General features: G+C 48.3%; 24 protein-coding genes. 21 read left to right on the top strand and 3 right to left on the bottom strand.

Features of this window, described 5'->3' with window-relative positions; genetic code table 11:
- The first annotated feature begins 1 nt into the window (after position 1).
- From H065_RS0102735 to H065_RS0102695, 9 genes are all read left to right on the top strand, one after another.
- Positions 2–1,066 carry a sulfate/molybdate ABC transporter ATP-binding protein gene (locus H065_RS0102735; RefSeq protein WP_017811479.1) on the top strand — a complete coding sequence of 355 codons (1,065 nt, stop codon included), beginning with the start codon at positions 2–4 and terminating at the stop codon, positions 1,064–1,066.
- A gap of 150 nt (positions 1,067–1,216) precedes the next feature.
- Entirely contained in the window at positions 1,217–2,227 is a 1,011-nt protein-coding gene (locus H065_RS0102730; RefSeq protein WP_193746753.1) for a sulfate ABC transporter substrate-binding protein, read from the top strand.
- Positions 2,228–2,598: 371 nt separating this feature from the next.
- The gene (locus H065_RS0102725; RefSeq protein ID WP_017811477.1) at positions 2,599–3,414 is read left to right on the top strand and encodes an MBL fold metallo-hydrolase; all 816 of its coding nucleotides are present in this window, start codon (positions 2,599–2,601) and stop codon (positions 3,412–3,414) included.
- A gap of 218 nt (positions 3,415–3,632) precedes the next feature.
- A complete protein-coding gene (locus H065_RS0102720) occupies positions 3,633–4,361 on the top strand; it encodes an amino acid ABC transporter ATP-binding protein (protein ID WP_017811476.1) in 729 nt (242 codons plus the stop codon).
- A gap of 64 nt (positions 4,362–4,425) precedes the next feature.
- On the top strand, positions 4,426–5,265 hold the full coding sequence (locus tag H065_RS0102715; RefSeq protein ID WP_017811475.1) for a glutamate ABC transporter substrate-binding protein: 840 nt from the start codon (positions 4,426–4,428) through the stop codon (positions 5,263–5,265).
- Positions 5,266–5,521: 256 nt separating this feature from the next.
- A complete protein-coding gene (locus H065_RS0102710; protein WP_026136001.1) occupies positions 5,522–6,175 on the top strand; it encodes an amino acid ABC transporter permease in 654 nt (217 codons plus the stop codon).
- 32 nt (positions 6,176–6,207) lie between these two features.
- Positions 6,208–6,873, top strand: coding sequence for an amino acid ABC transporter permease (locus H065_RS0102705; protein ID WP_017811473.1), 666 nt, complete (start codon positions 6,208–6,210; stop codon positions 6,871–6,873).
- A 122-nt stretch (positions 6,874–6,995) separates the two neighbouring features.
- A complete protein-coding gene (locus H065_RS25030; protein WP_081604034.1) occupies positions 6,996–8,384 on the top strand; it encodes an ATP-binding protein in 1,389 nt (462 codons plus the stop codon).
- A gap of 4 nt (positions 8,385–8,388) precedes the next feature.
- Positions 8,389–9,306, top strand: coding sequence for a response regulator (locus tag H065_RS0102695; protein WP_017811471.1), 918 nt, complete (start codon positions 8,389–8,391; stop codon positions 9,304–9,306).
- Between the two features lie 384 nt (positions 9,307–9,690).
- Here the strand turns inward: H065_RS0102695 and H065_RS0102690 are convergent, their stop codons facing one another.
- Together H065_RS0102690 and lplA are read right to left on the bottom strand one after the other, a co-directional pair.
- Complete coding sequence (locus tag H065_RS0102690; RefSeq protein WP_017811470.1) at positions 9,691–10,488, bottom strand: Cof-type HAD-IIB family hydrolase; 798 nt, start codon at positions 10,486–10,488, stop codon at positions 9,691–9,693.
- A 56-nt stretch (positions 10,489–10,544) separates the two neighbouring features.
- Positions 10,545–11,546, bottom strand: coding sequence for a lipoate--protein ligase (lplA, locus tag H065_RS0102685; protein WP_017811469.1), 1,002 nt, complete (start codon positions 11,544–11,546; stop codon positions 10,545–10,547).
- A 309-nt stretch (positions 11,547–11,855) separates the two neighbouring features.
- Between lplA and H065_RS0102680 the strand changes: the two genes are divergently transcribed.
- The 11 genes from H065_RS0102680 to H065_RS0102630 all read left to right on the top strand — a co-directional run bounded on the left by H065_RS0102680 (position 11,856) and on the right by H065_RS0102630 (position 22,345).
- Complete coding sequence (locus tag H065_RS0102680) at positions 11,856–12,038, top strand: hypothetical protein (protein WP_017811468.1); 183 nt, start codon at positions 11,856–11,858, stop codon at positions 12,036–12,038.
- A gap of 245 nt (positions 12,039–12,283) precedes the next feature.
- Positions 12,284–13,396 carry a pyridoxal phosphate-dependent aminotransferase gene (locus H065_RS0102675; RefSeq protein ID WP_017811467.1) on the top strand — a complete coding sequence of 371 codons (1,113 nt, stop codon included), beginning with the start codon at positions 12,284–12,286 and terminating at the stop codon, positions 13,394–13,396.
- Complete coding sequence (cbiB, locus tag H065_RS0102670) at positions 13,393–14,397, top strand: adenosylcobinamide-phosphate synthase CbiB (protein ID WP_017811466.1); 1,005 nt, start codon at positions 13,393–13,395, stop codon at positions 14,395–14,397. The genes H065_RS0102675 and cbiB overlap by 4 nt, the downstream gene beginning before the upstream one ends.
- A 2-nt stretch (positions 14,398–14,399) precedes the next feature.
- Positions 14,400–15,089, top strand: a complete 690-nt coding sequence (locus tag H065_RS25025) for a histidine phosphatase family protein (RefSeq protein WP_017811465.1) — start codon at positions 14,400–14,402, stop codon at positions 15,087–15,089.
- Positions 15,090–15,135: 46 nt separating this feature from the next.
- The gene (locus H065_RS0102660) at positions 15,136–16,137 is read left to right on the top strand and encodes an ABC transporter substrate-binding protein (protein ID WP_017811464.1); all 1,002 of its coding nucleotides are present in this window, start codon (positions 15,136–15,138) and stop codon (positions 16,135–16,137) included.
- Entirely contained in the window at positions 16,134–17,171 is a 1,038-nt protein-coding gene (locus H065_RS0102655) for a FecCD family ABC transporter permease (RefSeq protein WP_017811463.1), read from the top strand. The genes H065_RS0102660 and H065_RS0102655 overlap by 4 nt, the downstream gene beginning before the upstream one ends.
- A gap of 90 nt (positions 17,172–17,261) precedes the next feature.
- Positions 17,262–18,089 (top strand): ABC transporter ATP-binding protein, encoded by an 828-nt coding sequence (locus H065_RS0102650; protein ID WP_017811462.1) that lies wholly within the window; start codon positions 17,262–17,264, stop codon positions 18,087–18,089.
- Positions 18,090–18,230: 141 nt separating this feature from the next.
- A complete protein-coding gene (gene cobT, locus H065_RS0102645) occupies positions 18,231–19,298 on the top strand; it encodes a nicotinate-nucleotide--dimethylbenzimidazole phosphoribosyltransferase (RefSeq protein ID WP_017811461.1) in 1,068 nt (355 codons plus the stop codon).
- Positions 19,298–19,873: a bifunctional adenosylcobinamide kinase/adenosylcobinamide-phosphate guanylyltransferase gene (gene cobU, locus H065_RS0102640; protein ID WP_017811460.1), complete on the top strand. Its 576-nt coding sequence runs from the start codon at positions 19,298–19,300 to the stop codon at positions 19,871–19,873. Before cobT ends, cobU begins: the two co-directional genes overlap by 1 nt.
- Positions 19,870–20,757, top strand: a complete 888-nt coding sequence (gene cobS / locus H065_RS0102635) for an adenosylcobinamide-GDP ribazoletransferase (protein ID WP_017811459.1) — start codon at positions 19,870–19,872, stop codon at positions 20,755–20,757. The genes cobU and cobS overlap by 4 nt, the downstream gene beginning before the upstream one ends.
- A gap of 25 nt (positions 20,758–20,782) precedes the next feature.
- Entirely contained in the window at positions 20,783–22,345 is a 1,563-nt protein-coding gene (locus tag H065_RS0102630) for a cobyric acid synthase (RefSeq protein ID WP_017811458.1), read from the top strand.
- Between the two features lie 181 nt (positions 22,346–22,526).
- On the opposite strand, the gene H065_RS0102625 is transcribed toward H065_RS0102630, so the two are convergent.
- Positions 22,527–24,221: a methyl-accepting chemotaxis protein gene (locus H065_RS0102625; protein WP_017811457.1), complete on the bottom strand. Its 1,695-nt coding sequence runs from the start codon at positions 24,219–24,221 to the stop codon at positions 22,527–22,529.
- 497 nt (positions 24,222–24,718) lie between these two features.
- Between H065_RS0102625 and H065_RS0102620 the strand changes: the two genes are divergently transcribed.
- Positions 24,719–26,116 carry an L-cystine transporter gene (locus tag H065_RS0102620; RefSeq protein ID WP_017811456.1) on the top strand — a complete coding sequence of 466 codons (1,398 nt, stop codon included), beginning with the start codon at positions 24,719–24,721 and terminating at the stop codon, positions 26,114–26,116.
- Positions 26,117–26,465 lie beyond the last annotated feature (349 nt).

The raw sequence follows: 26,465 nt of genomic DNA, 5'->3' as shown, positions 1-26,465 counted from the left end.
TATGCATGTGGAAGTTCGTCATTTGGATAAGCATTTCGGTCAATTTCATGCGGTGCAGGATGTCAGCTTCTCTATTGCCAAAGGACATCTAATCGGTCTGCTCGGACCAAGCGGTGGCGGTAAAACCTCTATTTTGCGGATGCTCGCCGGACTGGAATCACCGGGAAGTGGAGAGATTATTTTTCATGGCAAGACAGTCAATCATCTGCCACCACAGGAGCGTGAGATCGGGTTTGTTTTTCAGAACTATGCGTTATTCAAGCATATGACGGTATTCGATAATATTGCGTTTGGTCTCAAAGTCAAAAAGATCCGCAAGGAAGCGATCCGGGAGAGGGTACGCGAGCTGGTCGAGCTGACCGGACTATCCGGATTCGAGCATCGTTATCCGCATCAGCTGTCCGGTGGTCAGCGGCAGCGTGTTGCTTTTGCCCGAGCGCTGGCACCTGAACCGCAGCTGCTGCTGCTGGATGAGCCGTTCGCAGCGATCGATGCCAAGATCCGGCAGGAGCTGCGTACCTGGCTGCGTGAACTGATCGAGAGAGTCGGTATCACTTCGATTTTTGTTACTCATGATCAGGATGAAGCGATCGAAGTGGCTGACGAAATCATGATTATCAATAGTGGTCGTCTGGAACAGAAGGGTACGCCATGGGATATTTACAAGCAGCCTTCTACACCATTTGTGGCTTCCTTTATCGGGGAGTCGACGATCGTAGAAGAGATTGGCCAACTTAAAGGATTCGATCATCACGGAATCACTGCTTCTGCACGTGCATTGATCCGGCCGGAATATATCGAGATTGGACCTGCGCATGAGTTCCGCCTGCTGTCTGCCACAGAGACAGGTATTGTCAGACATATGCACTTCCGGGGCAGTCAGTGGATGGTAGAAGTCGAAGTAGGTACCCATCGACTGATCACCTATCGGTCACTGGAAAAAGATACGCTGGAAGTAGGACAGGACGTTCAGGTACTCGTTCACCGTGCTTATCTGTTCAATGATGACGAGAGCTGGATTGCGGAAAATACGCTCAAAGCCGATCCGTTATCGGTATTTATTTAAATGGAAAAAGAGATACGGCACCTGCAGCGAGTATATGCGAAGATCGTAAATAATCGTTTGACAGGCTATATAGCTTGGAAAGGAGAGAGCGGGGTGAAACAGAAAAACTCATGGTCGCTAAGATTACTGGCAGGGGTTCTTGTGCTGAGTATGCTGCTCTCCGGATGCAGTAATGCAGGAGAATCCACTACACAGCCCGCATCCGCTGCGCCGGCGACAGATGGGGAAGTCACCCTGGTCATTGGCGCCTACAGTGTAGCCAAGGATGCAGTCGGTGAGATTCTGCCAGAGTTCCAGCAGTACTGGAAAGAGAAAACCGGTCAGAATGTGCGCTTCCAGGAATCGTATGAAGCTTCAGGTACGCAGGCACGAGCGATTGCTGGAGGATTCGAAGCCGATGTAACGATTCTGTCGCTGGAAGGGGATGTCGACAAGCTGGTCAAAGCAGGGCTGGTCAACAAAGACTGGAAAGAGGCTCCGTATCAGGGGATGGTTACACGCTCTATCGTAGTGCTAGGTACACGTAAAGGAAATCCGCTCGGTATTCATCAATTTCAGGATCTGGCACGTCCCGGGGTGAAAGTGCTGTATCCCAATCCCAAAACATCCGGCGGTGCGCAGTGGGATATTAATGCGATCTATGGCGCCGGGCTCAAGCAGTCAGAGCGGGAAGAAGGACAAAAAGATCCGGCTGCAGCCAAAGCTTTTTTGGAGGCGGTGCATCAGAATATCGAATCGCTTGATAAAAGTGGGCGGGCTTCGATGGCTGCGTTTGAATACGGAGTAGGCGATGTGATTGTAACATACGAAAATGAGCTGCTGGCACGGATGGCCAAAGGAGCACAATACGATCTGGTCGTACCCGACGATACGATTCTAATCGAAAATCCAGCTGCCGTGGTCGATTCCTATGTAGACAAGCATGGTACACGCAAAGTGGCCGAAGCTTTCCTGGATTATCTGCGCACGCCGGAAGCCCAGGAAATTTTTACCAAACACGGATTCCGTCCGGTAGATGAGCAGGTAATGAAAGCTCATCGCAGTGAATACCCCGATCCGTCAGGATTATTTGATATACAGTATCTGGGTGGCTGGAGTGAAGTACGCAGTTCGCTGTATTCCAAACGCGGGATCTGGTATCAGGTGCTGGCAGGAATTTGATCCTGTATTGCCTATCCAAAAGAAATTAAAGCTATCTTTTTACACGTTGTAAAAAGGTAGCTTTTTTTATTTGCGGGTCTGTATAATATGAAATAATGATTGTTTCTGATCTCCAAAACATGCACCTTGGGCCGTACATACCGAAATAGTAGGGAAAATGATATACTCTAAGATATAATACATTACAGGCAACAGAATACTGCCTTACGCGCAAAAGGAAACCTTTAAGCGTTATTATGATTATATAATCAGTTAGAGCTATATTCATTAAACTTGTACTTTTATGAATGACATATGAATTGGTGTATACGAATAGGTAATCCTGATGATGTGCAAGAACTATACCCTCAGGCTCAAGGAGAGAATACAGGATGAACGGACGTGTAGTAGATCGCTTAACATTTTTGGGGACCGGTGATGCAATGGGGGTTCCCCGGGTATATTGTGATTGTGAAGTATGCGAAGAAGCGAGAAATAGTGGGACGAATCGGCGTCTGCGCTCTTCTGTACTGATTGAAAGTACGGAAGGTGATTTTCTGATCGACTGTGGTCCCGACTGGCGGCTGCAGATGGAGATGACCAATCGTCGTGCGGATATTACGGATATCGTTATTACCCATGCCCATTTCGATCATATTGCGGGTCTGCCGGAATGGGCAGACGCTTGCCGGTGGCAGGGAGTCAAAGGACGTGTGTATGCACCACAGGAAGTGCTTGATATCATTCAGCGTCAGTATCCATGGATTCATACGCATCTGGATATGATCGCTAATGATGAAGGCATGATACTAAGTGGCTGGAAAATGACACCGTGGAAAGTGCACCATGGGTTTAATGGTTATTCCTACGCGTACCGTATGGAAAAGCATGATTTTGGATGGGTATACTGTCCGGATGCCATCGGGCTGACTGCAGAGCAAAAAGTGTTGATGGATCGTCTGGATCTGCTGATTTTGGGAACAAGTTTTGTTCATGAAGAGGCAGAATACAGTGGGCGTTCGGTATATGATATGTGTGAAGCTGCTGAATTGGTAGATGAATTGGCTCCGATTGAGACAATCTACACGCATATGTCTCATGGTGTAGATCTGCGCCAGGAACTTGATTTGCCTGTAGGTGCCCGTACAGCGCGTACAGGTATGACAATTGATTTGGGTAATTATACGGTATTATTGCCCGAAGAATAGGAATCGGAATTGAACTGTAAAAGCAAGCCGGTATCGGAAGATACCGGTTTTTTTGTATTTTTTTGATTATTTTTTAGAGGAATTCAGGAATTTACAGTATTACCGCGTAGGTTTACGTAGTTTTATGTAGGTGTAGTTTAATATTATAAAAAATGTAAGTATACCTGACAGTCTTATCACGAAAAAGATAAATTCAGTACATAAAAAGGAGGAAAAGGATGATTACCTTCCATGAAGTTGACAAATTCTATGGCGACTTTCAAGTTTTAACAGGAATTAACCTGCATGTCGAATCAGGAGAGGTTGTCGTAGTACTTGGTCCCTCCGGCTCCGGTAAAAGCACGATGCTGCGCTGTATCAACCGTCTGGAAGAAACAAGCAGCGGTCAGCTAACTGTAAACGGAGTACGTGTGGATGAACGCAAAACAGATCTGAATAAGCTGCGCCGCAATATCGGCATGGTGTTCCAGCACTTCAATCTGTATCCCCACAAAAAAGTAATCGATAATATCACCCTGGCTCCGATTAAAGCACTGGGCGTCTCCAAAGCGGAAGCGCATCAGACGGCTATGCATTATCTCGAAAAAGTCGGTATCGCCGATAAAGCGCAGGCATATCCTTCCCAGTTGTCCGGTGGACAGCAGCAGCGGGTAGCAATTGCCCGCGGTCTGGCAATGAAGCCGCAGATTATGCTGTTCGATGAACCGACATCGGCGCTTGACCCCGAAATGGTCGGTGAAGTGCTGGACGTTATGAAAGCCCTCGCTCTGGAAGGAATGACGATGGTGGTCGTTACCCATGAGATGGGCTTTGCCCGCGAAGTGGCTGACCGTGTTGTCTTTATGGATCAGGGCAGAATCGTAGAAGAAGCTCCACCGGAGCAATTTTTCTCCGATCCGCGCGAAGAGCGTGCCAAGCTGTTCCTTAGCCGATTGTTGAATCATTAATACCTGTAATTCATGGATATTCGCAAGTCATTACACATATACCAATGAAAAGGGGAAATGAATAATGTCCAACAAAAAAAGATTCTCGCTCCTTCTTATATGCATGATGGCTCTGGTAATGGTACTGGGAGCATGTAGCACGACCAAGACGAATCCAAGCGGAGGCTCTGCCGAAAGTAATACAGCCGCCCAACTTGATCAGATCAAGCAGCGCGGCAAACTGATTGTCGGCGTCAAGTATGACACCAAATTGTTTGGTCTCAAAGATCCGGGCAGCGGCAAAGTAGAAGGTTTTGATGTAGATATGGCTCATGCCCTGGCGAAAAGTATCCTCGGTGATGAAAACAAAGTCGAGCTGAAAGAAGTAACTTCCAAAACACGTATCCCGATGCTGAACAATGGTGATGTGGATATGGTTATCGCTACGATGACGATTACGGATGCCCGTAAAAAAGAAGTCGATTTCTCCGATGTCTATTTCCAGGCGGGACAATCGCTGCTCGTGAAAAAAGGTAGCCCGATTCAGGGTATCGAAGATGTGACTGCCGATACTACAATCTTGGCAGCCAAAGGAGCTACATCAATCGATAATATCGAAGAAAAAGTACCAGGTGTAAAAGTACTGGAATTCGATAACTATCAAGATGCTTTTAACGCTCTCAAAGCAGGTCAGGGAGAGGCACTGACCACAGATGATGCTATTCTGTATGGTATGGCTGCACAGGATCCAAACTATGAAGTCGTAGGCAAACCATTTACAGATGAGCCATATGGTATTGCTGTGAAAAAAGGCCAGACCGGCCTGGTGGAAGCCATCAATAAAGGACTGACCGATATGAAAGCAGACGGTTCTTATGATGAGCTGTACAAAAAATGGATCGGTAAAGCACCGGAAAGCAAGTAAGTTTGGCTGATATGAAGTCAATAGCACAAGATCGGTAAGGTTAGAAATCAAATAAGACAAAGGATGGGCCATCACGCCCGTCCTTTTCATTAGAAGAGATGAGGAATCGATCTGGGATTGATGTTCAAATACCGATGGTGGTTCAGAACTGGAGTGAAGAACTAGCCGGAATCGGAATTGAGCATAAGAGAGCAAGTCCATGCAGTCAGAGCATCATGGATATACTGGATTGCAAAGAATCAAAGGAGGTATGAAAATGCTGGATTTTTCTATTCTGATTGAATATTTCCCTGACTATATGGAAGGGTTTTTGAATACAATTCAAGCAAGTCTGATCGCACTGGTTGGAAGCTTTATCCTCGGTACTATTATTGCCGTGTTCCGTATTACCGGAATCAAACCACTGCAATGGCTCGGAACCGCTTATGTGGAATTTATCCGAAATATCCCCATTCTGATCGTCGTACTGTTTTTCTATCTGGGATTGCCTTCGTTGGGTGCTAGACTTGATGGGTTTCAGGCAGGAACATTAGGATTGACCGTTTATACATCTGCATTTATTGCTGAAGCGATTCGTGCTGGTATCCTGTCTGTACCCAAAGGGCAGATGGAGGCTGCACGTTCATCAGGAATGAGTTACATACAATCCATGCTGCATGTTATTTTACCGCAGGCAATCAAACTCGTTATTCCACCTTTGAGTAACCAGTTTATTAACCTGATCAAAAATTCATCTGTCCTGACTATTGTAGCTGGATTGGATCTAATGTACTTTGCCGATTCGATTAACGGAGACAGTTATGCAACAGTCAGCACATATATGTTCACCGGAATGTTCTATCTGATACTGACATTGCCAATGAGCTACGGATCGCACGTGCTGGAACGTAGATTGGCCAAAAGCTCATAACAATCCGCAATAAGGGTTAAAGGAGGAGTACTATGGATTTCGCAGGTGCGTATTCACCCGAGAATTTGAAGTTTCTGATGGAAGGTCTGGGCATGACGCTGTATGTGGCCTTCTTTGCTATTATATTCAGTTTTGTAATCGGATGTTTTGCTGGAGTTATCCGTTATATGAAGATTCCCGTATTGTCACAGGTACTGGCAGTTGTCGTGGAGATTCTGCGTAATCTGCCACTGCTGCTGATTATTTTCTTTGTTCAGTTTGCGGTGCCGCAGATTTCATTTTTCGGCATTCAGTTCAAGTTTACCATTCCCGTAGGTGCGATTATTGCGCTGACACTGTTTGAAGCGGCAATGATCTCGGAAATTGTCCGGGCGGGACTTAATTCCATTCCCAAGGGTCAGGTTGAAGCTGCGCGTTCTTCCGGTCTCGGAACGGTGCAGACGCTCTGGCATATCGTTCTGCCCCAGGGCCTGCGCCGGATGGTGCCGCCGCTGGTCAGCCAGTTCATTTCCCTGCTTAAGGATACCTCGCTGGCAGTAATCGTAGCATTGGCTGAACTAATGCATAACGCACAGATTATTATGGGTCAGAACCATAACTATCCGATCCCGATTTTACTGCTTGTCGCCATGATCTATTTTGTTGTAAATTATACATTATCGCTAATCTCCAGACGGCTGGAGACACGCACAGTTTAAAGTACACACAGGCAGCCGGTTTCCGGAAGGAGACCGGTTTTTGTGATCTTTGCAGACGAAACATGTTGTATAACCGTTATGGAGAGAGTTTTATAATGAAAACAGCATGAAAGGGAAATTTTATGATACCATATAAACAATTTCACAAAACGACAGAAGCCCTATTGCCTGCTGCAGTCACACGCCAATCCGAATCGCGCCGAAAGGGAGCTGAAGGACGCATGCCTGCTCTTTTCAGAAATGAAAAAATTCAGATTCTGACGGTAGCGCTTGGAACAGCGGTTGCCGGGGAGTTCAAGATCAATCCGGTACCGGGCGATCTGTTCCGGATCGGTCTGGGTGGCAGTGCTTTTCTGCTGTTCCTGCTGTTGATGAATCGTTTACCTTTTATCCGGGCAGGAATATGGACAGCGGTTACAGTAATTATATTCCGCATTCTTCTGGATCTGATTCTGAGACCCACTGGATTCGATCTAATTGACCGGATACAGGTGCATACATCAGGCGGTTTGTATTATCTGACCTTTTCGATAGGGATGTATCTGATTCAGGGACAGATTGAACGTATGAATCTGCTGCTGCTGGGTGTACTCGCGACTTGTATCGATTTTAGCTCCAATACAATCGAGATGATCTGCAGATGGATGCTGACCGGATCGGAGATCTCCAATCCGGCGACCTGGATGTATATTATAGTTGTAGCTGCGATCCGCGGATTTTTTATGACCGGGCTGTACAGCAGTATCGCAGTAAGCCAGATCCGGGCATTATCGCTGGAGCAGAACAAGCGAATGGAGCAGATGCTGTCTGTCAGTTCCGGTCTGTACGGCGAAGTATTTTACTTGCGTAAATCGATGGATACAATCGAACATGTGACCAGCAGCAGTTATCGTCTGTATATGGATCTCAAGCGGGAGGGACTGATCGACTTTAGTCAGCGGCAGCTTAGTATTACCCAGGAAATACACGAAGTTAAGAAAGATTCGCAGCGTATTGCTGCTGGTCTGCTCAAGCTGTTCGATCACGATGCCCAGTCCTTATTGTCCTTATCAGAGATTATGGATTATGCGATTCGTGGCAACCGTAAATATGCCATGATGCTGAACAAGCAGGTCGTATTCAGTGCCCATCTGCAGCAGGATTATCTTACTTCCGACTATATTCCGCTTTTGACACTGCTTAATAATCTGCTGGCCAATGCAATCGAAGCCCTGGATAAGTCGGGATCGATTGAGCTGCGGATCGAGCAGCAGTCGGACTGGACCGTACTCACTGTAGCTGATTCGGGCAAAGGGATTCCCGAACGCGATCGGGAGATGATTTTCGAGCCTGGATTTACGACCAAATTTGCCCAGGGAGGCAGTGCGGCTACCGGTATCGGTCTGTCGCATGTGCATGATATTGTCGTATCGCTTGGCGGCAGCATCCGGCTCTGCGAAAGTCAGGAACATGCTTCATGGGCAACTGCTTTTCGGGTAGAACTGCCAACCGATTCATTAAAGAGAGGATGATAATATGGGATTATCTTTTTGTATAGTAGATGACGATCCAGCAACACGTGCAATGCTGGAAAATATTATCAGGGAAAGCAAGCTGGGCGAAGTGACCGGAACAGCAAGAGGCGGGGAGGAAGGCACCCGTATTATTCTGGAAAGTCAGCCGGATGTGGTACTGATTGACTGGCTCATGCCGGATCAGGATGGACTGGAGACGATTATGCAGCTGCAGCGGCAAGGGTTCCGCGGCAAATATATCATGATCTCGCAGATTGAAAATCAGGAGATGGTCGGTGAAGCCTATCAGTCGGGGATCGAATTTTTTATTCGCAAGCCGATTAACCGGATTGAAGTAGAGTCCGTGCTATCTCGTGTCAGCGAACATGCAGAGATCCGGCATTATCTGCATGAACTCAAGTCTTCACTGTCCCGTCTGGATACGCTGAATCTGCTGTCTACGGAGCGCCAGACTGCTGTGCCCGTCAAACCGCGCAGCATTAGCGAAGTGATTCGTCCTATTTATATGAATCTGGGTATAGTCGGGGAAGCGGGCTGCAACGATATTACCGCTATTATGGAAATGCTGCTGCAGCGTGGTCAGGCCGGTCCATTCCCGCCGCTCAAGCAACTGTACGAGGGAGTGGCTGCCAGCTATAAGAGCACTCCACGTGAAGTTGATAAAGAAGCCAAAGCGATCGAACAGCGTATCCGCCGCACCGTTACGACAGCGCTCACACATCTGGCTTCCATTGGACTCACCGATTACGGTAATCCCAAGTTCGAGCATTATGCACCGCTTTATTTTGATTTTGAGGATATCCGCGCCAAGATGAAAGAGATTGACGAAGAACGCGATGACAGCAAAAGCAAGGTAAGCATCAAAAAGTTCCTGCAGGTCTTATATCTGGAAGCACTGGATCAGATGCAGAATGTATAATTCGTCCGTATGAGTATGATGTAAATCCAGATACGTCGACAATGCAATCTACAGCCATTCAAAACAAAAAGCACCTTGCGGTGAGTATAGCATTATCCCGGCAATAATCCGGAATGATGCTATACTCTCTGGCAAGGTGCCTTTTAGTACCTATCTTTTACAATCTCCAAGAAAAAATCCAAAGGAATGACGGTGAGAATCAATAGGTTACAAAGCCTTTAAATCCTCAAAGTTTTAGATTAATTAATGTTTTAAATTTCTACAAAACAATGCCAAAATGAATTCCCTTTCCGCAGCGGACATGCACATCTGGTACAGAATTTATCAGCAGTACAAATCGCTGTCCAATACAAATGCATAACAGCCTGTACCATCTACAAATTATCAGCCTTTAAGAATAAACTCCTCGATAACCTGCTTCACACCATCTTCGTTATTGCTTGCTGTAATATAATCCGCAATCTCTTTGAGTGGTGCAATCGCGTTACCCATAGCTACACCCAGACCAGCCACTTCCAGCATTTCATGGTCATTCCAGGAATCACCAACAGCAATTGTATCTTGCAGATCACAGTTAAAATGATTGGCAAGGAAAGTCAGTGCAGCGCCTTTGGTACCTTCTTTGTGCATGATTTCCAGAAATTCCGGCTTGGACTTGGTAATATGCACGCCATCACCCAACAGTTCACGCAGGATCGGCTGCAGCTCGTCCAAGAAAGCTGGATCGTCGATGATCAGCATTTTTGGTGTAGGCTGTTCGATCATTTTGGCAAAGTCCGGCTCTACATAATATTGTGTACGATTCAGCGTCGTATAATCAATCAGATGCTGGTTCAGCTCACGGGCATACAGTTTGTCATCGATATACGTCTGCAGATGAAGATTGTGCTCTACGCAGTATTCGAACAGTTTGCGTGCAGCTTCTACAGGAACATAACGCTCATACAAAACTTCTTCATCCATCAGGTTTTTGATCAATGCACCCTGATACGTAATGATCGGTACATTCAGTCCGGTCTGGCGAGCAATCGCCTGGGCAGAAGCATAGGCGCGTCCGGTAGCGAGCGTTACTACAGTGCCTTTGGCAACTGCTTGTTCCAGGGCTTGCTGTGTGGCAGGGGTAACTTCTTTGTCATCGTTGATCAGTGTATCGTCGATATCAATAGCGATTAATTTGTACATGGTATGTGCTCCTTCTATCCATTAATAGATCTGTATTTATATATCTGTGATGAATCCTAGTCTTCCAGCAGAGCCAGTCCGACAAAGTCTTCCAATTCTACATTACCAAAGTAATGCTTGAGGTCGATCCCCTGCAGGGCTTCGCGCACGGCATTTTCCTCGTACCGCTGACCGCGCAGCTTGTTCTCGATATCGGCAACGTCGCCTATACCGAAGAAGTCGCCATAAATTTTGATTTCATGGATATGACCCTCTTTGATATTCATGCGAATATCAATAATGCCGGCCGGGAATTTTTTGGCGTGTTTGATATTGGATTCCGGTGACTGACCATAGTTCCAGTCCCAGTTACGATAACGTTCTGCAGAGATTTCATGGATTTTGGCCCAGTCTTCCTCGGTCAGTACGTATTGGGGAACATCCGCAGGTTCTACGCCGAAAATATGACGCAGAATATCATCACGGAATTGCTCCATCGTCATCGGCGCATTCAGGAATTCGGAGATATTGGCAACCCGGCTGCGTACCGACTTGGTACTCTTGGATTTGAATTTCTCCGGATTTACTTTGAGTGCGGACTGTACATTGTCCAGTTCGGAGTTGAACATCAACGTACCATGGCTGAACATACGGCCGCGTGTAGAGAACTGTGCATTGCCGGAGATTTTCTGCTCACCTACCTGCAGATCATTACGACCGGACAGCTCGGCATTTACACCAAGCTGCTGCAGCGCTTCGACTACAGGCTGGGTGAATTTGCGGAAATTATGGAACGATTGTCCGTCATCTTTGGTCAGGAAGCTGAAGCTGAGATTTCCGAGATCATGATACACAGCTCCGCCACCAGACAGACGGCGTACGACGTGAATATTATTGGCTTTTACATATTCGGCGTTGATCTCTTCGATTGTATTTTGATGCTTGCCGATAATGATGGATGGCTCGTTGATATAGAACAGCAGATAGCTGTCATCCATCGGCAGATGCTTGAGCACGAATTCTTCAATAGCCAGATTGATCGTTGGATCGGTAATGCCTTTGTTATCGATAAAGAGCATGGTCTTTCCTCCATTTATGTTCACCTTACCGGCATGGTCTCTGCGGAGGCGAGTACAACTGCTGGCCGGCAAAACAGAGCCTTATCTGCTTGACCGGACAGTCCGCGGGACTGAAATGTCCGCAAATCTGCCTGCTTTCTTATTGTAAACCAAAGATATACCAAAACCAATTGAATTATGCAAAATGATAGTATTGTTCATCCATCTGATCGTAGTGACAGATTACTGGATCGATCCCCGATTATGCGTTTAGCTGCAAAAACAGACGGGTAATAGCTGGTAACGCTTGCTACAAGGAGGCATACAACGATGAGTGATCAAGCCAAAGATTTGCTGCAAAGTAAACAGGAAAAAGACCAGCATAATCAAGACATGAAAAATTTCGTGGATGGTAAAGAGAAATCACCGGATATCGATCAAGGGGTGTCCGATCAAAGTCGTGTACCGGATGAGCAGCATCATATGAAAGATCAGGAGAATCGCAGAATATAACCGTATAACCAAAGAATGGCCGCCGGGCTGCTTGACTATATAAGCGGCTCGGCGGTTTTTTCTGTATATAAATGCTGAGCGCATAACGATCAGGGACCAGCAATCCACCTCTTAATTTTATTGAGATTGCTATATCAGCTATAGTAATGTAAATACATATGCGCAGAATTGCAGCAGTATGCCTGCTGCCAGCTCTAGACAGGGCGGGAAGGCATATGACGAGGATCAGGAGGGAAAGCAGCAGTATGATTGAAGTTTATGGACATGGAGGCGACCGTACGACAGCAGCAGAGCAGTTTGGCAGGCCGATAGCGGAAATGATGGATTACAGTGCAAATATGAATGCAGCGGGTCCACCCCCGGGTTTGCTCGATTATCTGGCAGAATGTCTGCCGCAAATCATTCATTATCCGGACCCGGTACATCGTCGGCTGCGAGGACTGATCGCCGAGCGGAATCGATGCAGTAATGAGCAGCTGGTTATTGGTAATGGAGCAGCAGAATGTATGGCTTTGCTGCTGCTGGCACTGCGTCCGGCTGTTGTCGGACTGGTGGAACCGTGTTTCTCTGAATACGCGCAGCTATCCAGCCAGTATGGGAGTAAGATTATACGCATTTATGGTCGACAGGAATTGGATTACCGGGCAGATGTGGCAGAGATCTGTCAGCTGATTACACAGGTGGATCTACTTTTTCTCGGACAGCCGAATAATCCGAATGGTGTGCAGTACATACGCGAAGATCTGAAGCGCATCGCTGATACAGCGAGAACTCATGGAGTGACACTGGTAATCGACGAGGCTTTTACAGATTTTATTCCGGCTGGGCAGCGCGTATCGCTGCAGAACGAGTTGGAGCAGTATCCGAATATGATTATTGTGCGCTCGATGACCAAGTTCTATGCAATTCCCGGTCTGCGTCTTGGTTATACAATCAGCTCGCTGGAGCTGGCTGCCCGTCTGCGTAGTCAGCAGGTAACCTGGAGTGTCAATACACTGGCACAGGCTGCTGGTGAATGGTGTCTGGAACACGCTGATGATACAGATTATGAACAGCAGACGATCCTGCATAATATCGAGCGACGGGAACATCTACGGGAGCAGCTTATACAAATGGGATGCAAGGTCTGTGCGGGAGAGGCGAATTATTTGCTGGTCGAGCTGCCTGAGCCATGGGAAGCAGAAACGTTCCAGATGGCCATGGGACACAAAGGAATCCTGATCCGCAGCTGTTCCATGTATCCGGGCCTTGGCAGTCGGCATATTCGCGTTGCGGTCAAGGATGAGAAACATAATGCACAGCTGCTTGCAGGTTGGAAGCAGATTATTACCGGCCAGCAGAAGGGTGAACAGCAATGAGTCTGTTGTACTGGCAGTATGATGCTCTCTGGGCAGGCGGAATATGGATACCTATGGCTGCTTATTTACTGGACCGGATTATAGGCGATCCGCGCTGGCTGCCGCATCCGGTGATCGGCATGGGACAAGCCATTCACAGGGTAGAGCGTATGATTCGGCGATGGTCACTGCCTGAGCATCGATTGCGTGCAGCAGGAATTCTGCTGCCGCTGCTGATTGTAGGCGGAGCGTGGCTTATCACGTGGTTAGTTCTGCTGGTGGCCAATTGGATTCATCCTTACCTTGGTGCAGGGCTGGAAATTCTGCTAATCGCTACCACCATAGCTTCCAAAGGGCTCAAGCAGGCAGGCATGGAGGTCTATCGGGAACTGATTCGGCAGGATTGGCAGGCTGCCCGGCGCTCACTCGGCATGATCGTGGGACGGGATACAGATCAGCTGGACGAACCGGAGATTATTCGCGGGACGGTAGAGACGATTGCCGAAAATATAGTGGATGCCGTCATTTCGCCGCTGATCTATGCACTGCTTGGCGGAGCACCGCTGGCGATGGCTTATCGCGCCGTGAATACACTGGATTCCATGGTCGGTTACAAAAATGATAAGTATCTGCATCTCGGCTGGGCTTCTGCCCGGCTGGATGATATCGCCAACTATATTCCTGCAAGGTTAACCGCTATCCTACTGATTGTACTAAGCGGATGCTTACGATTAAATGCGGTCGGTGCATGGCAGACGGTAGTACGTGATGCTTCCGGTCATCCGAGTCCCAACAGCGGCTACCCGGAAGCTGCTGTCGCCGGCGCGCTGGGTATCCGTCTCGGGGGACAGAACCGTTATCATGGAGTACTGTCGCATCGAGCATATATGGGTACAGCCCGGCGCCATATGGTGCCGGATGATATTGTTCAGACCGCCCGGCTAATGTACTGGACAGGCAGTGTGACTATAGTCTGTGCGACAGTGCTGGCGATAGGAATCAGGATAGGAGGCAGCGGATAAGGATGAGCGTACATATATTGCTGCTGCGCCATGGCACTACACAGTGGAACAGGGAGAAGAGGTATCTTGGACATACGGATGTGCCTTTGCTTACTGAATCTTATCAGGAATTGGAGCCTGTCCGGCGGGCACTGTCTGCCTGGCAGTGGGATGAGATCTATTGCAGTGATCTTCTGCGCTGCCGAGAGTCGCTTGATTATGTACTCCCTGTAAAGAGGAGCAAGGGAGCGAAAATAACCTATGATCCAGCGCTTCGTGAGCTGGATTTTGGAGAGTGGGAAGGTTGTATCTACAGCGATTTGTGTGACCAGGCGATGTACAGACGCTGGATTGATGATCCTGCGTCGATTTGTCCACCCCATGGAGAGCCCTGGCAGCATTTTAGCAGTCGGTTGAACCATTTTGCGTGTACATTATTACCTGAATTACAACCTAACCCTGCCGGATTATGTGCATCTTCGCTGGATGCCTCCCCGTCGGTCATAGCCGGACTTTATGCAGTTCCATCATCGGAAAAGAAAGCTGAGAAAACGCGACAGATCCTGATCATGACGCATGGTGGAGTGATCCGGCAATTGGTTACGCTATGGTGTCCGGAGATTCCATTCTGGGATTTGGTGATTCCACCTGCTGGAGGCTATTTGCTCAAATGGGCTGAGGCCGATTGTGAGGTAGTGTCTTTTCCCCTATAATCAGAAGGTTAATGTCAAAGATGCTTATAACAAAGGAGAACAAATAATGAATACGAACAGATACACTTCCAGATGGGCAATGTTCATCATGACCCTATCGCTTGCGCTACTGCTCGCTTCCTGCGCACCTGCTCAGGAAAAAGCTCCAACTGCAGTCCAGCAGCCGGCCGGTACTAACGAACAGAGCAGCACGGCTACCGGGCAGACAGTCTATCCACTGACTGTCCAGGATGCCACCGGCAAGTCATTTACCTTTGAGCAGGCGCCGCAGCGGATTGTGTCGATCTCTCCGGCAGAGACAGAAGCTTTGTTTGCTCTGGGGCTGGATCAGCAGATTGTCGGGGTCTCGGAATATGATGATTATCCCGAACAGGTTAAGACCAAAGCCAAAATTGGCGGCATCACCGAGCCGAATGTAGAGACAATTATCGCCCAGAACCCGGATATTGTGTTCACGGGCATCTCTTCCAGTGAAGAGCTGGTACAGAAACTGCGTACAGCAGGTATTAATATTTTCAAAACGACTCCCAAAACGGTAAATGATGTTATGAGCAATATTGAACTGTATGGCAAAATTACCAATCGTCAGGCTGAAGCCAAAAAAGTAACGGATCATATGAAGCAGCAAGTACAGATGGTTAAGGATGCAGTTGCTTCGGTAACACCAGAGCAAAAGAAAAAAGTATATATCGAGTTCTCTCCGGGATGGACCGTCGGCAAAGGAGAATTCATGGATGAACTGATCACCCTCGCAGGCGGTATCAATATCGCTGGAGATACCGAAGGCTGGAATGAGATTAATGAAGAAAATATTGTCGCAGCGGATCCGGATGTAATTCTTTATTCCAAAGAAAGCGTCGACAACAAAACCAAGCAAACGCTGGATCAGATTATTCGTGCCCGCAGCGGCTGGAATAAAATCAAAGCTATTCAGAACGATCAGCTATTTGGTCTGAACGATGATCTTGTGAGTCGTCCAGGACCTCGTGTGACAGATGGATTAGTCGAGATTGCTCATGCGATCTATCCGGATCTGGTCAAGAAATGAGCCGCAAAGCGACACTGCCGGTACTGCTGTTTGTCGCTTTGCTGGTAATTAGTCTGGTACTGACGACCGGAATCGGTTCAGTCTATATTTCGGCAGGACAGATTATACGTATTCTGCTGTATCATCTACCTTTTATGCAGCACTGGATTGTACCGGATTGGAGTGGAGCCTCCGAGCAAATTATGCTGCGAATTCGTATGCCGCGTGTCGTGCTGGCTATGCTGGTGGGAGCAGCGCTGGGTGTTGCCGGCGCTGCTTTTCAGGGGGTGCTGCGCAATCCGCTGGCCGATCCATTTACACTGGGGGTCTCGTCAGGGGCATCGGTGGGAGCAGCAGTACTTATTTTTACAGGATATGAATACTCGCTGTTTGGTAGCTGGACGTTGCCGTTGGTTGCTTTTGTTACAGGGATGATCACGCTGTATGGGGTATTGATGCTGGCACGTGAACAGGGGAGGATTCCGACGAACAGCCTGATTTTGTCAGGCGTGGTGATGCAGTCTTTTCTCGGCGCGATTGTTTCCTTTCTGGCATCCATGTCCGAGGGAAGCGTGAATGAGATTATATTCTGGACGATGGGCAGTCTGAGCCTGCGCGGATGGCCGTATGTTGTCGTTATGCTGCCGTATGTATTGATCGGTATTCTATTTCTGTGGACACAGTCGCGGGCGATGAATCTGCTGGCTCTCGGGGAAAAGGAAGCGGCCCATCTGGGCCTCCCGGTAGATCGTACCAAAACGCTCGTATTGATTGTAGCTACATTGATCACGGCGGCAGCGGTCTCGGTATCCGGTGTGATTGCGTTTGTCGGACTGGTCGTGCCGCATATGATTCGTCTGCTGACTGGTTCTGATTATCGTCTGCTGATTCCACTGTCAGCGCTGGGAGGAGGCATTTTCCTGATGTGGGCCGATACGGTTGCACGTACGGTGTTGTCACCGACGGAGATTCCGCTGGGTGTCGTAACGGCTTTTGTCGGGGCGCCATTTTTTGCCTATTTGCTGCATCGCTACAAAAAGCAGCGGACCGATTAATGGATACACAGCAATCTGTATGCCGGGGCATAAAGTAGCACATAGCCATAAGAGAGAGCATACTAGCAGACAGCGGAAAGGAAGATTCCAATGACACCGATGAGAACGCAGCAGGATCAACATATCCAGAATGCAGCCCCTGTTATAGAGCTTCGTCAGGCTGGCAAAGCTTATTCGCGCAAGCCCGTACTCCAGGATATTAATTGGCAGGTGCAGACAGGGGAATACTGGGGGATTATCGGTCCCAATGGCAGCGGCAAAACAACGATGCTCCAGTTAATCTCCGGTATGGAGAGGACGGACACGGGTACGGTACTACTGGAAGGCAGGGATATTAGCAGCTACAGCAGGCGGCGTATTGCCCGGTTCACAGCTGTACTGGGTCAGGAAGGACTTGCTCCGCTGCATTACCCGGTACGCGAAGTATTAACTATGGGCAGATATCCGTATCAGAGCTGGCTGGGCCGGGATGAACTGGATACGGCCGATGAGCTGATTGATCAGATTATGGATCGTCTGGATCTGCGCTCGCTGGCTGACCGTCCACTGGATCAGCTGAGTGGTGGACAGCGTCAGCGAGTTGCTTTTGGTAAAGTAATGGCACAGCAGCCCAAACTGCTGCTGCTGGATGAACCAACGACGTATCTGGATATCGCCTATCAGATTCATTTTATGGAATGGCTGGATGAATGGCGGCGTGAATCGGGGATTACTATTATTGCTGTACTGCACGATCTGAATCTGGCTGCGCGTTATTGTGATCGTCTGCTGGCGCTGAATGAAGGACAAATGATCCAGACAGGCACTCCGCAGCAGCTAATGCAGGAAGAGACAATTCGTAGTCTGTTTCAGGTAGAGCCGGCGATTGTTCATCACCCGGATATTCATGTACCGCAGCTGCTGCTGAAGCGTCAATAGCAGGGCAGCCCGATCATTATTTTCATAAGTAATGTCATCTTATTATATCAATGTAAATGTGGAAGTCTGCGGCATTTCTATGGACTCGGATACCAGTGAATCATTGAAATGAGAGCAAACACAAGCAGGAGGAGGAGCATCATGGAGCAGTTTATTCGAGAAGTATCTGAACGTATCCAACCTGTCCGTCTGGAGGTGGGCCGGGCAGCACAGCTGCATTTGGATCAACTAACCAAGCCGCCCGGAAGCCTCGGAATGCTGGAGAATCTGGCGGTACAGCTGGCATGTATCACGGGAGATGTCAAATCGGTCATACAGCACAAGACCGTAATTGTGATGGCCGCGGATCATGGGGTATGCGAAGAGGGAGTCAGTGCTTTTCCGCAGGAGGTTACCCAGCAGATGCTGCTCAATATGCTGTCCGGTGGAGCAGCGATTAATGTACTGTCCCGTCAGGCGGGAGCCGATGTGCTGTGCGTAGATATCGGGGTGAAAGGCAATGTAGAGCATCCCGAACTGCTTAACCACAAAATTCGCCAGGGCACCGGCAATATGGCGCGGGAACAGGCGATGACACGCGAACAAGCGGTACAAGCGATCGTAACCGGAATGAATATCGCTATCGAAGCAGCAGATCGTGGCAGCCAATTATTTGTTACTGGTGAAATGGGAATCGGCAATACAACAGCCAGCAGTGCGATGTTGTGTGCCTTATCCGGCTTATCACCGGAAGAAGTAACCGGCCGTGGAACCGGACTGACAGATAGCGGACTTAAACGCAAAGCCAGCATTATCAGAGACGCGCTAGCTCTGCACCAGCCGGATGGCAAGGATGCGATAGACGTATTGATCAAAGTAGGTGGTCTGGAGATTGCCGGCCTGGTGGGTGTCATTCTGGGAGCAGCTTCCCAGGGCTGTCCGGTAGTACTGGATGGATTCATCTCTACAGTAGCTGCTGTAGCTGCCTATACGATGGCTCCGCAGGTCAAAGGCTATCTGATCGGCTCACATATGTCTGCGGAAAAAGGTCATCGTCTTGCTCTCAAAGTGCTGGGAATACGTCCGCTGCTACAGCTGGATATGCGGCTTGGAGAAGGAACCGGGGGTGTGATCGTGCTGCATATGATTGATGCAGTCAGTCATCTGATGAACGAAATGTCTACTTTCACCAGTGCAAGGGTGTCCGGCGGTTCCGGGAATATGTCCTGATGAGCATATATCGCCATAACAAAGTGCTCGTTACCGGTGGGGCCCGCAGCGGCAAAAGTACATTTGCAGAACGTCTATGCGCTGCCGAACATTCACAAGCATGGTATATTGCGACTGCACAGGCTGCCGATGATGAAATGCGGGAGCGTGTGCGTCTTCATCGTCAGCAGCGGCAGGAGAGCGGATATGTCTGGGAAATAGATGAGGAACCGATGAATCTGGCTGGTCTGCTGCGCCGCCGGACCGAAGAAGATAATGCACCTGCACTGCTGATCGATTGCCTGACTCTATGGCTCTCCAATGTGCTGCTGCATTATGAGCATGATCCTAATGTACAGGAACAGGTGATGCGGCAGGTCGATGAGCTGGTTACGGCGATCGAAGCGTATCCGGGAGCCATCATTCTGGTGACCAATGAGGTGGGCGACGGAATTGTGCCAGCCTATCCGCTAGGCCGCTTGTACCGGGATCTGGCAGGTATAGCCAATCGCCGGATCGCTGAGGTCTGCTCGCGTGTATTTCTGGTGACTGCAGGTATCCCTATAGAACTCAAAAGCAGGGAATACCGATTATGAACAGGGAATTGGAAGCTATTGCAGCTGCTTTTCAGTTTCTATCGCGTATTCCGGTACGGCTGGAGCTGGATTTTGGCAATGAGCTGCTACGACGTAGTGTAAAATACTATCCGTTCGTCGGTTTGGTGATTGGAATATGTGCTGCTGCCGGAGCATTGCTGTTTCAGTGGCTTCTGCCGACGGCACCTGCTGCTGTGCTAACTCTTTGTCTATGGATTGGCTTAACAGGCGCACTGCATCTGGATGGCTGGATGGACAGTGCGGATGGATTGCTTAGTCACCGATCGAGAGAACGGATGCTGGAAATCATGAAAGACAGCCGGGTAGGAGCCATGGGTGTAATCGCCTGTATCCTGCTGCTTGCCTTGAAAGGATCACTACTGTATGCGCTGATGGCTACCAGCAGTAAGGATTCTACATATACCGTTTATATCGTTATGATTCTGCCGATGATCTGGAGCCGCTGGTATATGGTTAAAGCAATAGCCAGCTGGCCTTCAGCCAGGCAGCAGGAAGGATTGGCAGCTCTGTTCTCGGGTACCGGTCGCATGGAACGCAATCATGCCAGCTGGATCGCGATTGGGTGTACAGCTGTCGTAGCTGTAACTTTGTGGATGATACTTTCTCCGTCAGGCGAATGGATAGTCGATAATCATCTATCCGGATACAATACCCATATGCACCTTGTTTTGACCGCTTCACTGCTCAGCTGTCTGCTCAGTCCAATCTGTGCCTGGCTCACCGGCGAATGGATGGCTCGCCGTGCAGCCAGACGGCTCGGTGGATTGACCGGCGATATTTATGGTGCATTGAATGAAGGTGTGGAACTGATCGTTCTGCTAATGATCACTATGATCTGGTATCAGTTCGGACTGCTGGGATAATGGCAAATCAAAAGGAGGCTGCAGGATGCGAAGGTCAATTATTATGCTGCAGGGCACAGCATCAGATGTAGGGAAAAGTGTAATCACTACCGCACTCTGCCGTATCTTTACACAGGATGGCTGGAATACGGCCCCTTTCAAATCGCAGAACATGGCGAACAATTCCTATGTGACCCCGGATGGGAGAGAAATTGGGCGCGCCCAGGGCGTACAGGCCGAAGCCTGCGGCAAATGCGCAACGACCGATATGAATCCAATTCTGATTAAGCCTGTCCGGGATATGCATTCGCAGATTGTGGTGCATGGACAGCCTTATGCCCAGATGAGTGCGTGGGACTACCGGCAGGACTTTTTGCCACAGGCTCGTCCGCTGGTAATGGAGGCACTGAACCGGCTGCGGGATCAGCACGATATGGTAGTGATGGAGGGAGCAGGCAGTCCCGCTGAGATTAATCTAAAAGATCGCGATATCGTCAATATGAATCTGGCAGGCTGGGCAGATGCTCCGGTGCTGCTCGTAGCGGATATTGACCGCGGCGGTGTATTCGCTGCAATCGTCGGTACGCTCGAACTGTTGGAATCCCATGAACGTGAACGGGTCAAAGGATTCATTATCAATAAATTCCGGGGTGATCTGGCGTTGCTGCAGCCTGGACTTGATTGGCTTCAGCAGCGTACCGGGATTCCGGTGATTGGAGTGCTGCCATACGAAGAGAATCTTCATCTCGAAGCCGAAGATTCCGTAGCTCTCCAGCGCAAATCCAGTATTCCTCTGCCGGATCGTGAACTCGATATCGTCATTATTCATTACCCGCGAATATCCAACTTTACAGATTTTGATCTGTTGGAAGCAGAACCCGATGTATCTGTACGTTACGTTGATCATCCCGATCAGCTGGGAACGCCTGATGTTATTATTTTGCCTGGAACCAAGGATACCCTTGGTGATCTGGAATTTCTGCAGAACCGCGGTCTGGCTAGTTGTATCAAAAAGCAGCATACCCGGCACTCCGTGCAGTTGGTCGGCATATGTGGTGGCTATCAAATGCTCGGTAGGCATCTGCATGATCCGGCTGGCCATGATTCACCATCTCCTCGAATGGCCAAGGGACTGGGTCTGCTTCCGGTCTCGACCGTCTTTGCCTCGGCCAAGACGACGGTACAGGCAGAAGGTCACCTGAATACGGAATCTCCATGGTTCCAGCAGATGAAGACGCTGGAACCACCCCTTTCTGTCAAAGGATACGAGATTCACATGGGTACCACAACGGTAGAGAGCAGAGCCGATGTGCAGCCCTTGTTCCATCTACACCGGTTATCCGGCAAAAAAGGTAACCCTGCCACGATTGAAGACGGATGTATCTTGTCCGATGGCTCTGCCTGGGGAACCTACCTGCATGGAGTATTCGATAATAATCAGCTTCGCCGCAGCTGGCTGAATTTTCTCCGCCAGCGTAAAGGACTGGAGCCGCTGATCCAAAGCATACACGGTCAGACTCGTCGCGAAGAAGCTTTTGACCGCTTGGCTGATACGGTGCGCAAACATCTGGATATGAAGCGCATTTATGAAATTGCATCCGGACAATAACAATTGCCTATACATCTAGGTGAAAAGAATGCCAAAACATAGAACGCCACAAAATAAGAGCAATGAACGATTACACAGAATAGATACAAAAAGCAGCCACTTCCTTGGGAGAAGGGCTGCTTTTTATATTGTAGTTATCCATAACGTTATGATCGATCTTATTTATTTCTGTAAAGGTACCTTAGCTTACTTTGAACTTGCTGACTGCTTCCTGCAGAGAAACTGCCTGTTCGTTTAGCTCCTGCATAACTGCTGCATAAGCGAACATCTCCGAAGACTGGCGTTCCGTATTTTTGGCAATGCCTTTAATATTACCGAGTGCTTTCTGGGTAATCTCGGCAGTCTCATCAACCGAAGCACTCACCTGTTCAGAACTTGCAGACATCTCCTGGGTAGCCGCAGAAGTCGATTGAACCGTCATGTTGACCTGCTGCATCAGCTCAACGAGCTGATTGAATGCTTCACCTGCCTGATGCACCAGCTGTGTACCGGATTGTACTTCCTGGCTGACCCGGTTCATGGATTCGGTAGATTTCAGGGATTCTTCACGAATTGATTGCAGAGCGGATTCGATCTGCTGCGCTGCGCCGCGGGATTGGTCCGCCAGATTGCGTACTTCAGCAGCAACGACAGCGAATCCGCGTCCATGCTCACCCGCACGGGCTGCTTCAATCGAAGCGTTCAGCGACAGCATTTGAATCTGTTTGGTGATCTCGCCGATCGAGAGCAGGATCTGGCTAATCGCTTCGGAGCTGTCGATCAGGGTCTGTACGGACTGGCGTGTATCGGTAACAACCTGCTCGACCGAGCTCATCTGCTGGATAGCATTCTGGGCCATATTATTCCCGGTAACTGCACTGTCCGAGGCCTGTCCAATCTGGTCGGAAATATCAGCAGTGGACGAAGCGATATGCTGGATGCCATTGGTTATCTCTTCCATAGCACGGGCATTTTCGGTAGAAGAAGTCGCGATCATCGTACTGCCGCCTTCTATAGTACTGATGGACTCCACCGAACTATCGACCATTCGGTGCATTTTGTTAATACGGGATGTGAGAGCTTCTGTCCCCATGGATACTTTCTCCGAGCTGTCGAGCACATGATTCACCATAGCGCGCAGATTCTCGGTCATCAGTCGGAAGCCGCGTGCCAGTTGGGCGATCTCGTCGCTTCCGGTCATTTTGATATCCTGCTGCAGATTACCTTCGGCTACGAGCCGTGTATGACGAACGAGTCTGGCGAGCGGCAGGGTGATTTTACGGCTGAAGCGATAAGCAATCCATAGACATACAGCGACCGATACAATTGCCATAAGCAGTGTCATCAGTACCAGATTACGGGTAATACTATCAACGAAGCTTGCATCCATACTGGCAGCCACAAGAATCGAACTGCCCGGTATATGATAGTAATAAGTCACATGAGAACCGGCATCGGTTGTATACAGATCTGTTAACAGTTTGCCGTCTTTCATTGCTTGCTGAATATTATCGCTTAATTCTACGCTCTGTTCTTTTTTGAAATTTTTGGAGGCATTGGACAGTGCGGTAACAACGGCTTTGTCTTTGTCGACCCGGAGTACGTACAGATTATCCAGCTCATAAGCTTTGAGCTGGGAATCCAGATACGTCTCCAGCTTCATTGTCTCGCCGCTGTTGCCCTGGGCAGACTGCATGACCTGTGTATTATCGAGTCCCTTTAGAATCCCGTCCATCGCAATATTAAGCACCTGACGGAATTGTGGAACGACATTGTTATTGACCACTCCCCGGGTCATAACATAAAAGAAAATACTCATAACCAGACACACTGCAATAATCAGCAGGGCAAAGGTCACCATAATTTTACGGCTGATCGATTGATTAATTCGAAACATGCTGAATCCCCTCTCCATACTTAACAAGTCTGCAATTCGATACTGAAATTCATTTTGGATAATTAATATCCCTGAATTGATCCCCCGACGTGATAATAACTAACGCGACTTTTTACGATACATACTCCCAAGAAGTATAAAGACAGGCTGCCATTCATATGTATGCTGTGTGAGTATCTAGTCCTGGTTTTATTTGACTCCTTTCGACAATATATTGAGCTTATAACGATAAGATATTCTATAAAACTATGAAAAATGAACATTATAAGCAGATTGAACTATGATAAAAGACATAAATAATTTCTTATTCTATATCAATTGACCATTGTTTGAATAGGTATTTTTGCGTATAAATAGTCAAAAATCTAAAATAAATATCAAAATAAGCAAAAATAAGGCGAAAAATAAAGATTAGGTATCACAGAATTAACACTACTTGTTTACTCGGGATTATGTTAGAATAAAAACGAAAATAGACAGATAAAGGGGAGAATATAATGCATGTATTTCTAGTTATACTTAACGTACTCATTCTGGCAGTACTGATCGGCGTGCTGATCTGGATGCAGAAGAAACATATTTCTTTTACGAAACGGGTATTTACCGGTCTGCTGCTGGGTATCGTATTCGGTGCCTTTCTTCAATTGATCTATACACCGGATTCCGAAGTGGTGTCGGATTCGATGGAATGGTTTAGCCTGGTCGGTAACGGCTATGTAGGTCTGCTGCAAATGGTCGTTATTCCACTGATTATGGTCTCGATCATCATGGCTATTCTCAAGTTGAGCGGCCGTCAGAATCTGGGTAAAATCAGCGGCTCTATCCTGGCTGTACTGCTGCTGACGACAGCGATTGCTTCCGCAGTAGGCATCGCATCTGCACTCAGTTTTCATCTGACAGCAGAAGGTATGCCGATTGGTCAGGTAGAACAAGAACGCGGAGCAGCTCTTCAGGAGCGTCTCGGTGAAGTGCAGGATAAATCATTGCCGGCACAGCTGCTGGAATTTATCCCGACGAATCCATTTGAAGATATGACTGGAGCACGTCAATCCTCCACACTGGCTGTTGTTATTTTCTCGGCTTTTGTTGGTGTAGCGGCTCTTGGCTTTATGCGTAAAAACCCTGCTCAGGGTGAAATATTCCGTAATTTGATGGAATCCATCTATGGTGTAGTTATGCGCATGGTAACGCTGATTCTGCGTCTGACTCCTTATGGAATCCTGGCACTTATTACCAAAATGGTTGCAACGACAAGTGGTCATGATATTCTGAATCTGTTCAAATTCGTAGTCGCTTCTTATGTAGCGCTGATTGCGATGTTCGTGATTCATATGATTATTCTGGCTATTAATGGACTCAATCCGGTCCAGTATGTGAAGAAGATTATTCCTACGCTGACTTTTGCATTCACTTCTCGCTCCAGTGCAGCGACGATTCCATTAAACGTAGAGACACAGACCCGCAAACTGGGCGTGTCCGAAGGGATTGCCAATCTATCTGCAAGCTTTGGTGCGACGATTGGACAAAATGGCTGCGCCGGGATCTATCCATCCATGCTGGCGATTATGATTGCACCAACAGTGGGCATTAATCCGCTGGATTGGCAGTTTATCCTGACGCTGATCGCAGTAGTCACAATCAGTTCGCTTGGTGTTGCAGGTGTCGGCGGTGGAGCTACGTTTGCTGCACTGATCGTTCTGTCCACGATGAATATGCCGGTAGCACTGGCAGGTCTGCTGATCTCCGTAGAACCGCTGATCGATATGGGACGTACTGCTCTGAATGTGAGCGGATCGATGACAGCCGGTCTGGTGAGCAGCCGGGTACTCAAGGAACATGACAAAGACGTCTACAATCATGAAGATCGCGATCTGGATACAGCTGAAGCTTCCTGATTGCAGAATTGATCTTGCGTAACATCCGGTAGAATACAAGGCAAAGCGGCAGGCTGATGTGCCTGTCAATTATTCCTTTGTGGAATACTGCATTGTACGCGCTAAATGCTAAACCGAACAGGCATGCCATACGCATCCGAGGATGCAGCAGGCATGCCTGTTTTTTTATCATGATACAGGGTTGTGAATTATGGAAAATGAATGCAGAACCGAGCTATCTACAATGTTGTTCAAAGGAACTGTTTTCCATAATATGTTGGCAATGTCGTATTCCTGTGATAAAGTAGAACAGGTTTTCCACAAAATTCCGCGGTTCGTAACCATCCCGCGTTATCAAAACTAGGGGGAA

Origin of the sequence: Paenibacillus shenyangensis (assembly GCF_000346635.1) — a bacterium.
In the GTDB taxonomy this organism is placed as follows: domain Bacteria; phylum Bacillota; class Bacilli; order Paenibacillales; family Paenibacillaceae; genus Saccharibacillus; species Saccharibacillus dauci.
Note: the sequence above shows the minus strand (reverse complement) of the source record. Positions and strands in the feature narration are given on the sequence as shown.

Bases quoted from the DNA above. Each gene is read 5' to 3' on its own strand.
- H065_RS0102735 (WP_017811479.1), top strand. From the start codon at position 2: ATGCATGTGGAAGTTCGTCATTTGGATAAGCATTTCGGTCAATTTCAT.
- H065_RS0102730 (WP_193746753.1), top strand. From the start codon at position 1,217: ATGCTGCTCTCCGGATGCAGTAATGCAGGAGAATCCACTACACAGCCC.
- H065_RS0102725 (WP_017811477.1), top strand. From the start codon at position 2,599: ATGAACGGACGTGTAGTAGATCGCTTAACATTTTTGGGGACCGGTGAT.
- H065_RS0102720 (WP_017811476.1), top strand. From the start codon at position 3,633: ATGATTACCTTCCATGAAGTTGACAAATTCTATGGCGACTTTCAAGTT.
- H065_RS0102715 (WP_017811475.1), top strand. From the start codon at position 4,426: ATGTCCAACAAAAAAAGATTCTCGCTCCTTCTTATATGCATGATGGCT.
- H065_RS0102710 (WP_026136001.1), top strand. From the start codon at position 5,522: ATGCTGGATTTTTCTATTCTGATTGAATATTTCCCTGACTATATGGAA.
- H065_RS0102705 (WP_017811473.1), top strand. From the start codon at position 6,208: ATGGATTTCGCAGGTGCGTATTCACCCGAGAATTTGAAGTTTCTGATG.
- H065_RS25030 (WP_081604034.1), top strand. From the start codon at position 6,996: ATGATACCATATAAACAATTTCACAAAACGACAGAAGCCCTATTGCCT.
- H065_RS0102695 (WP_017811471.1), top strand. From the start codon at position 8,389: ATGGGATTATCTTTTTGTATAGTAGATGACGATCCAGCAACACGTGCA.
- H065_RS0102690 (WP_017811470.1), bottom strand. From the start codon at position 10,488: ATGTACAAATTAATCGCTATTGATATCGACGATACACTGATCAACGAT.
- lplA (WP_017811469.1), bottom strand. From the start codon at position 11,546: ATGCTCTTTATCGATAACAAAGGCATTACCGATCCAACGATCAATCTG.
- H065_RS0102680 (WP_017811468.1), top strand. From the start codon at position 11,856: ATGAGTGATCAAGCCAAAGATTTGCTGCAAAGTAAACAGGAAAAAGAC.
- H065_RS0102675 (WP_017811467.1), top strand. From the start codon at position 12,284: ATGATTGAAGTTTATGGACATGGAGGCGACCGTACGACAGCAGCAGAG.
- cbiB (WP_017811466.1), top strand. From the start codon at position 13,393: ATGAGTCTGTTGTACTGGCAGTATGATGCTCTCTGGGCAGGCGGAATA.
- H065_RS25025 (WP_017811465.1), top strand. From the start codon at position 14,400: ATGAGCGTACATATATTGCTGCTGCGCCATGGCACTACACAGTGGAAC.
- H065_RS0102660 (WP_017811464.1), top strand. From the start codon at position 15,136: ATGAATACGAACAGATACACTTCCAGATGGGCAATGTTCATCATGACC.
- H065_RS0102655 (WP_017811463.1), top strand. From the start codon at position 16,134: ATGAGCCGCAAAGCGACACTGCCGGTACTGCTGTTTGTCGCTTTGCTG.
- H065_RS0102650 (WP_017811462.1), top strand. From the start codon at position 17,262: ATGACACCGATGAGAACGCAGCAGGATCAACATATCCAGAATGCAGCC.
- cobT (WP_017811461.1), top strand. From the start codon at position 18,231: ATGGAGCAGTTTATTCGAGAAGTATCTGAACGTATCCAACCTGTCCGT.
- cobU (WP_017811460.1), top strand. From the start codon at position 19,298: ATGAGCATATATCGCCATAACAAAGTGCTCGTTACCGGTGGGGCCCGC.
- cobS (WP_017811459.1), top strand. From the start codon at position 19,870: ATGAACAGGGAATTGGAAGCTATTGCAGCTGCTTTTCAGTTTCTATCG.
- H065_RS0102630 (WP_017811458.1), top strand. From the start codon at position 20,783: ATGCGAAGGTCAATTATTATGCTGCAGGGCACAGCATCAGATGTAGGG.
- H065_RS0102625 (WP_017811457.1), bottom strand. From the start codon at position 24,221: ATGTTTCGAATTAATCAATCGATCAGCCGTAAAATTATGGTGACCTTT.
- H065_RS0102620 (WP_017811456.1), top strand. From the start codon at position 24,719: ATGCATGTATTTCTAGTTATACTTAACGTACTCATTCTGGCAGTACTG.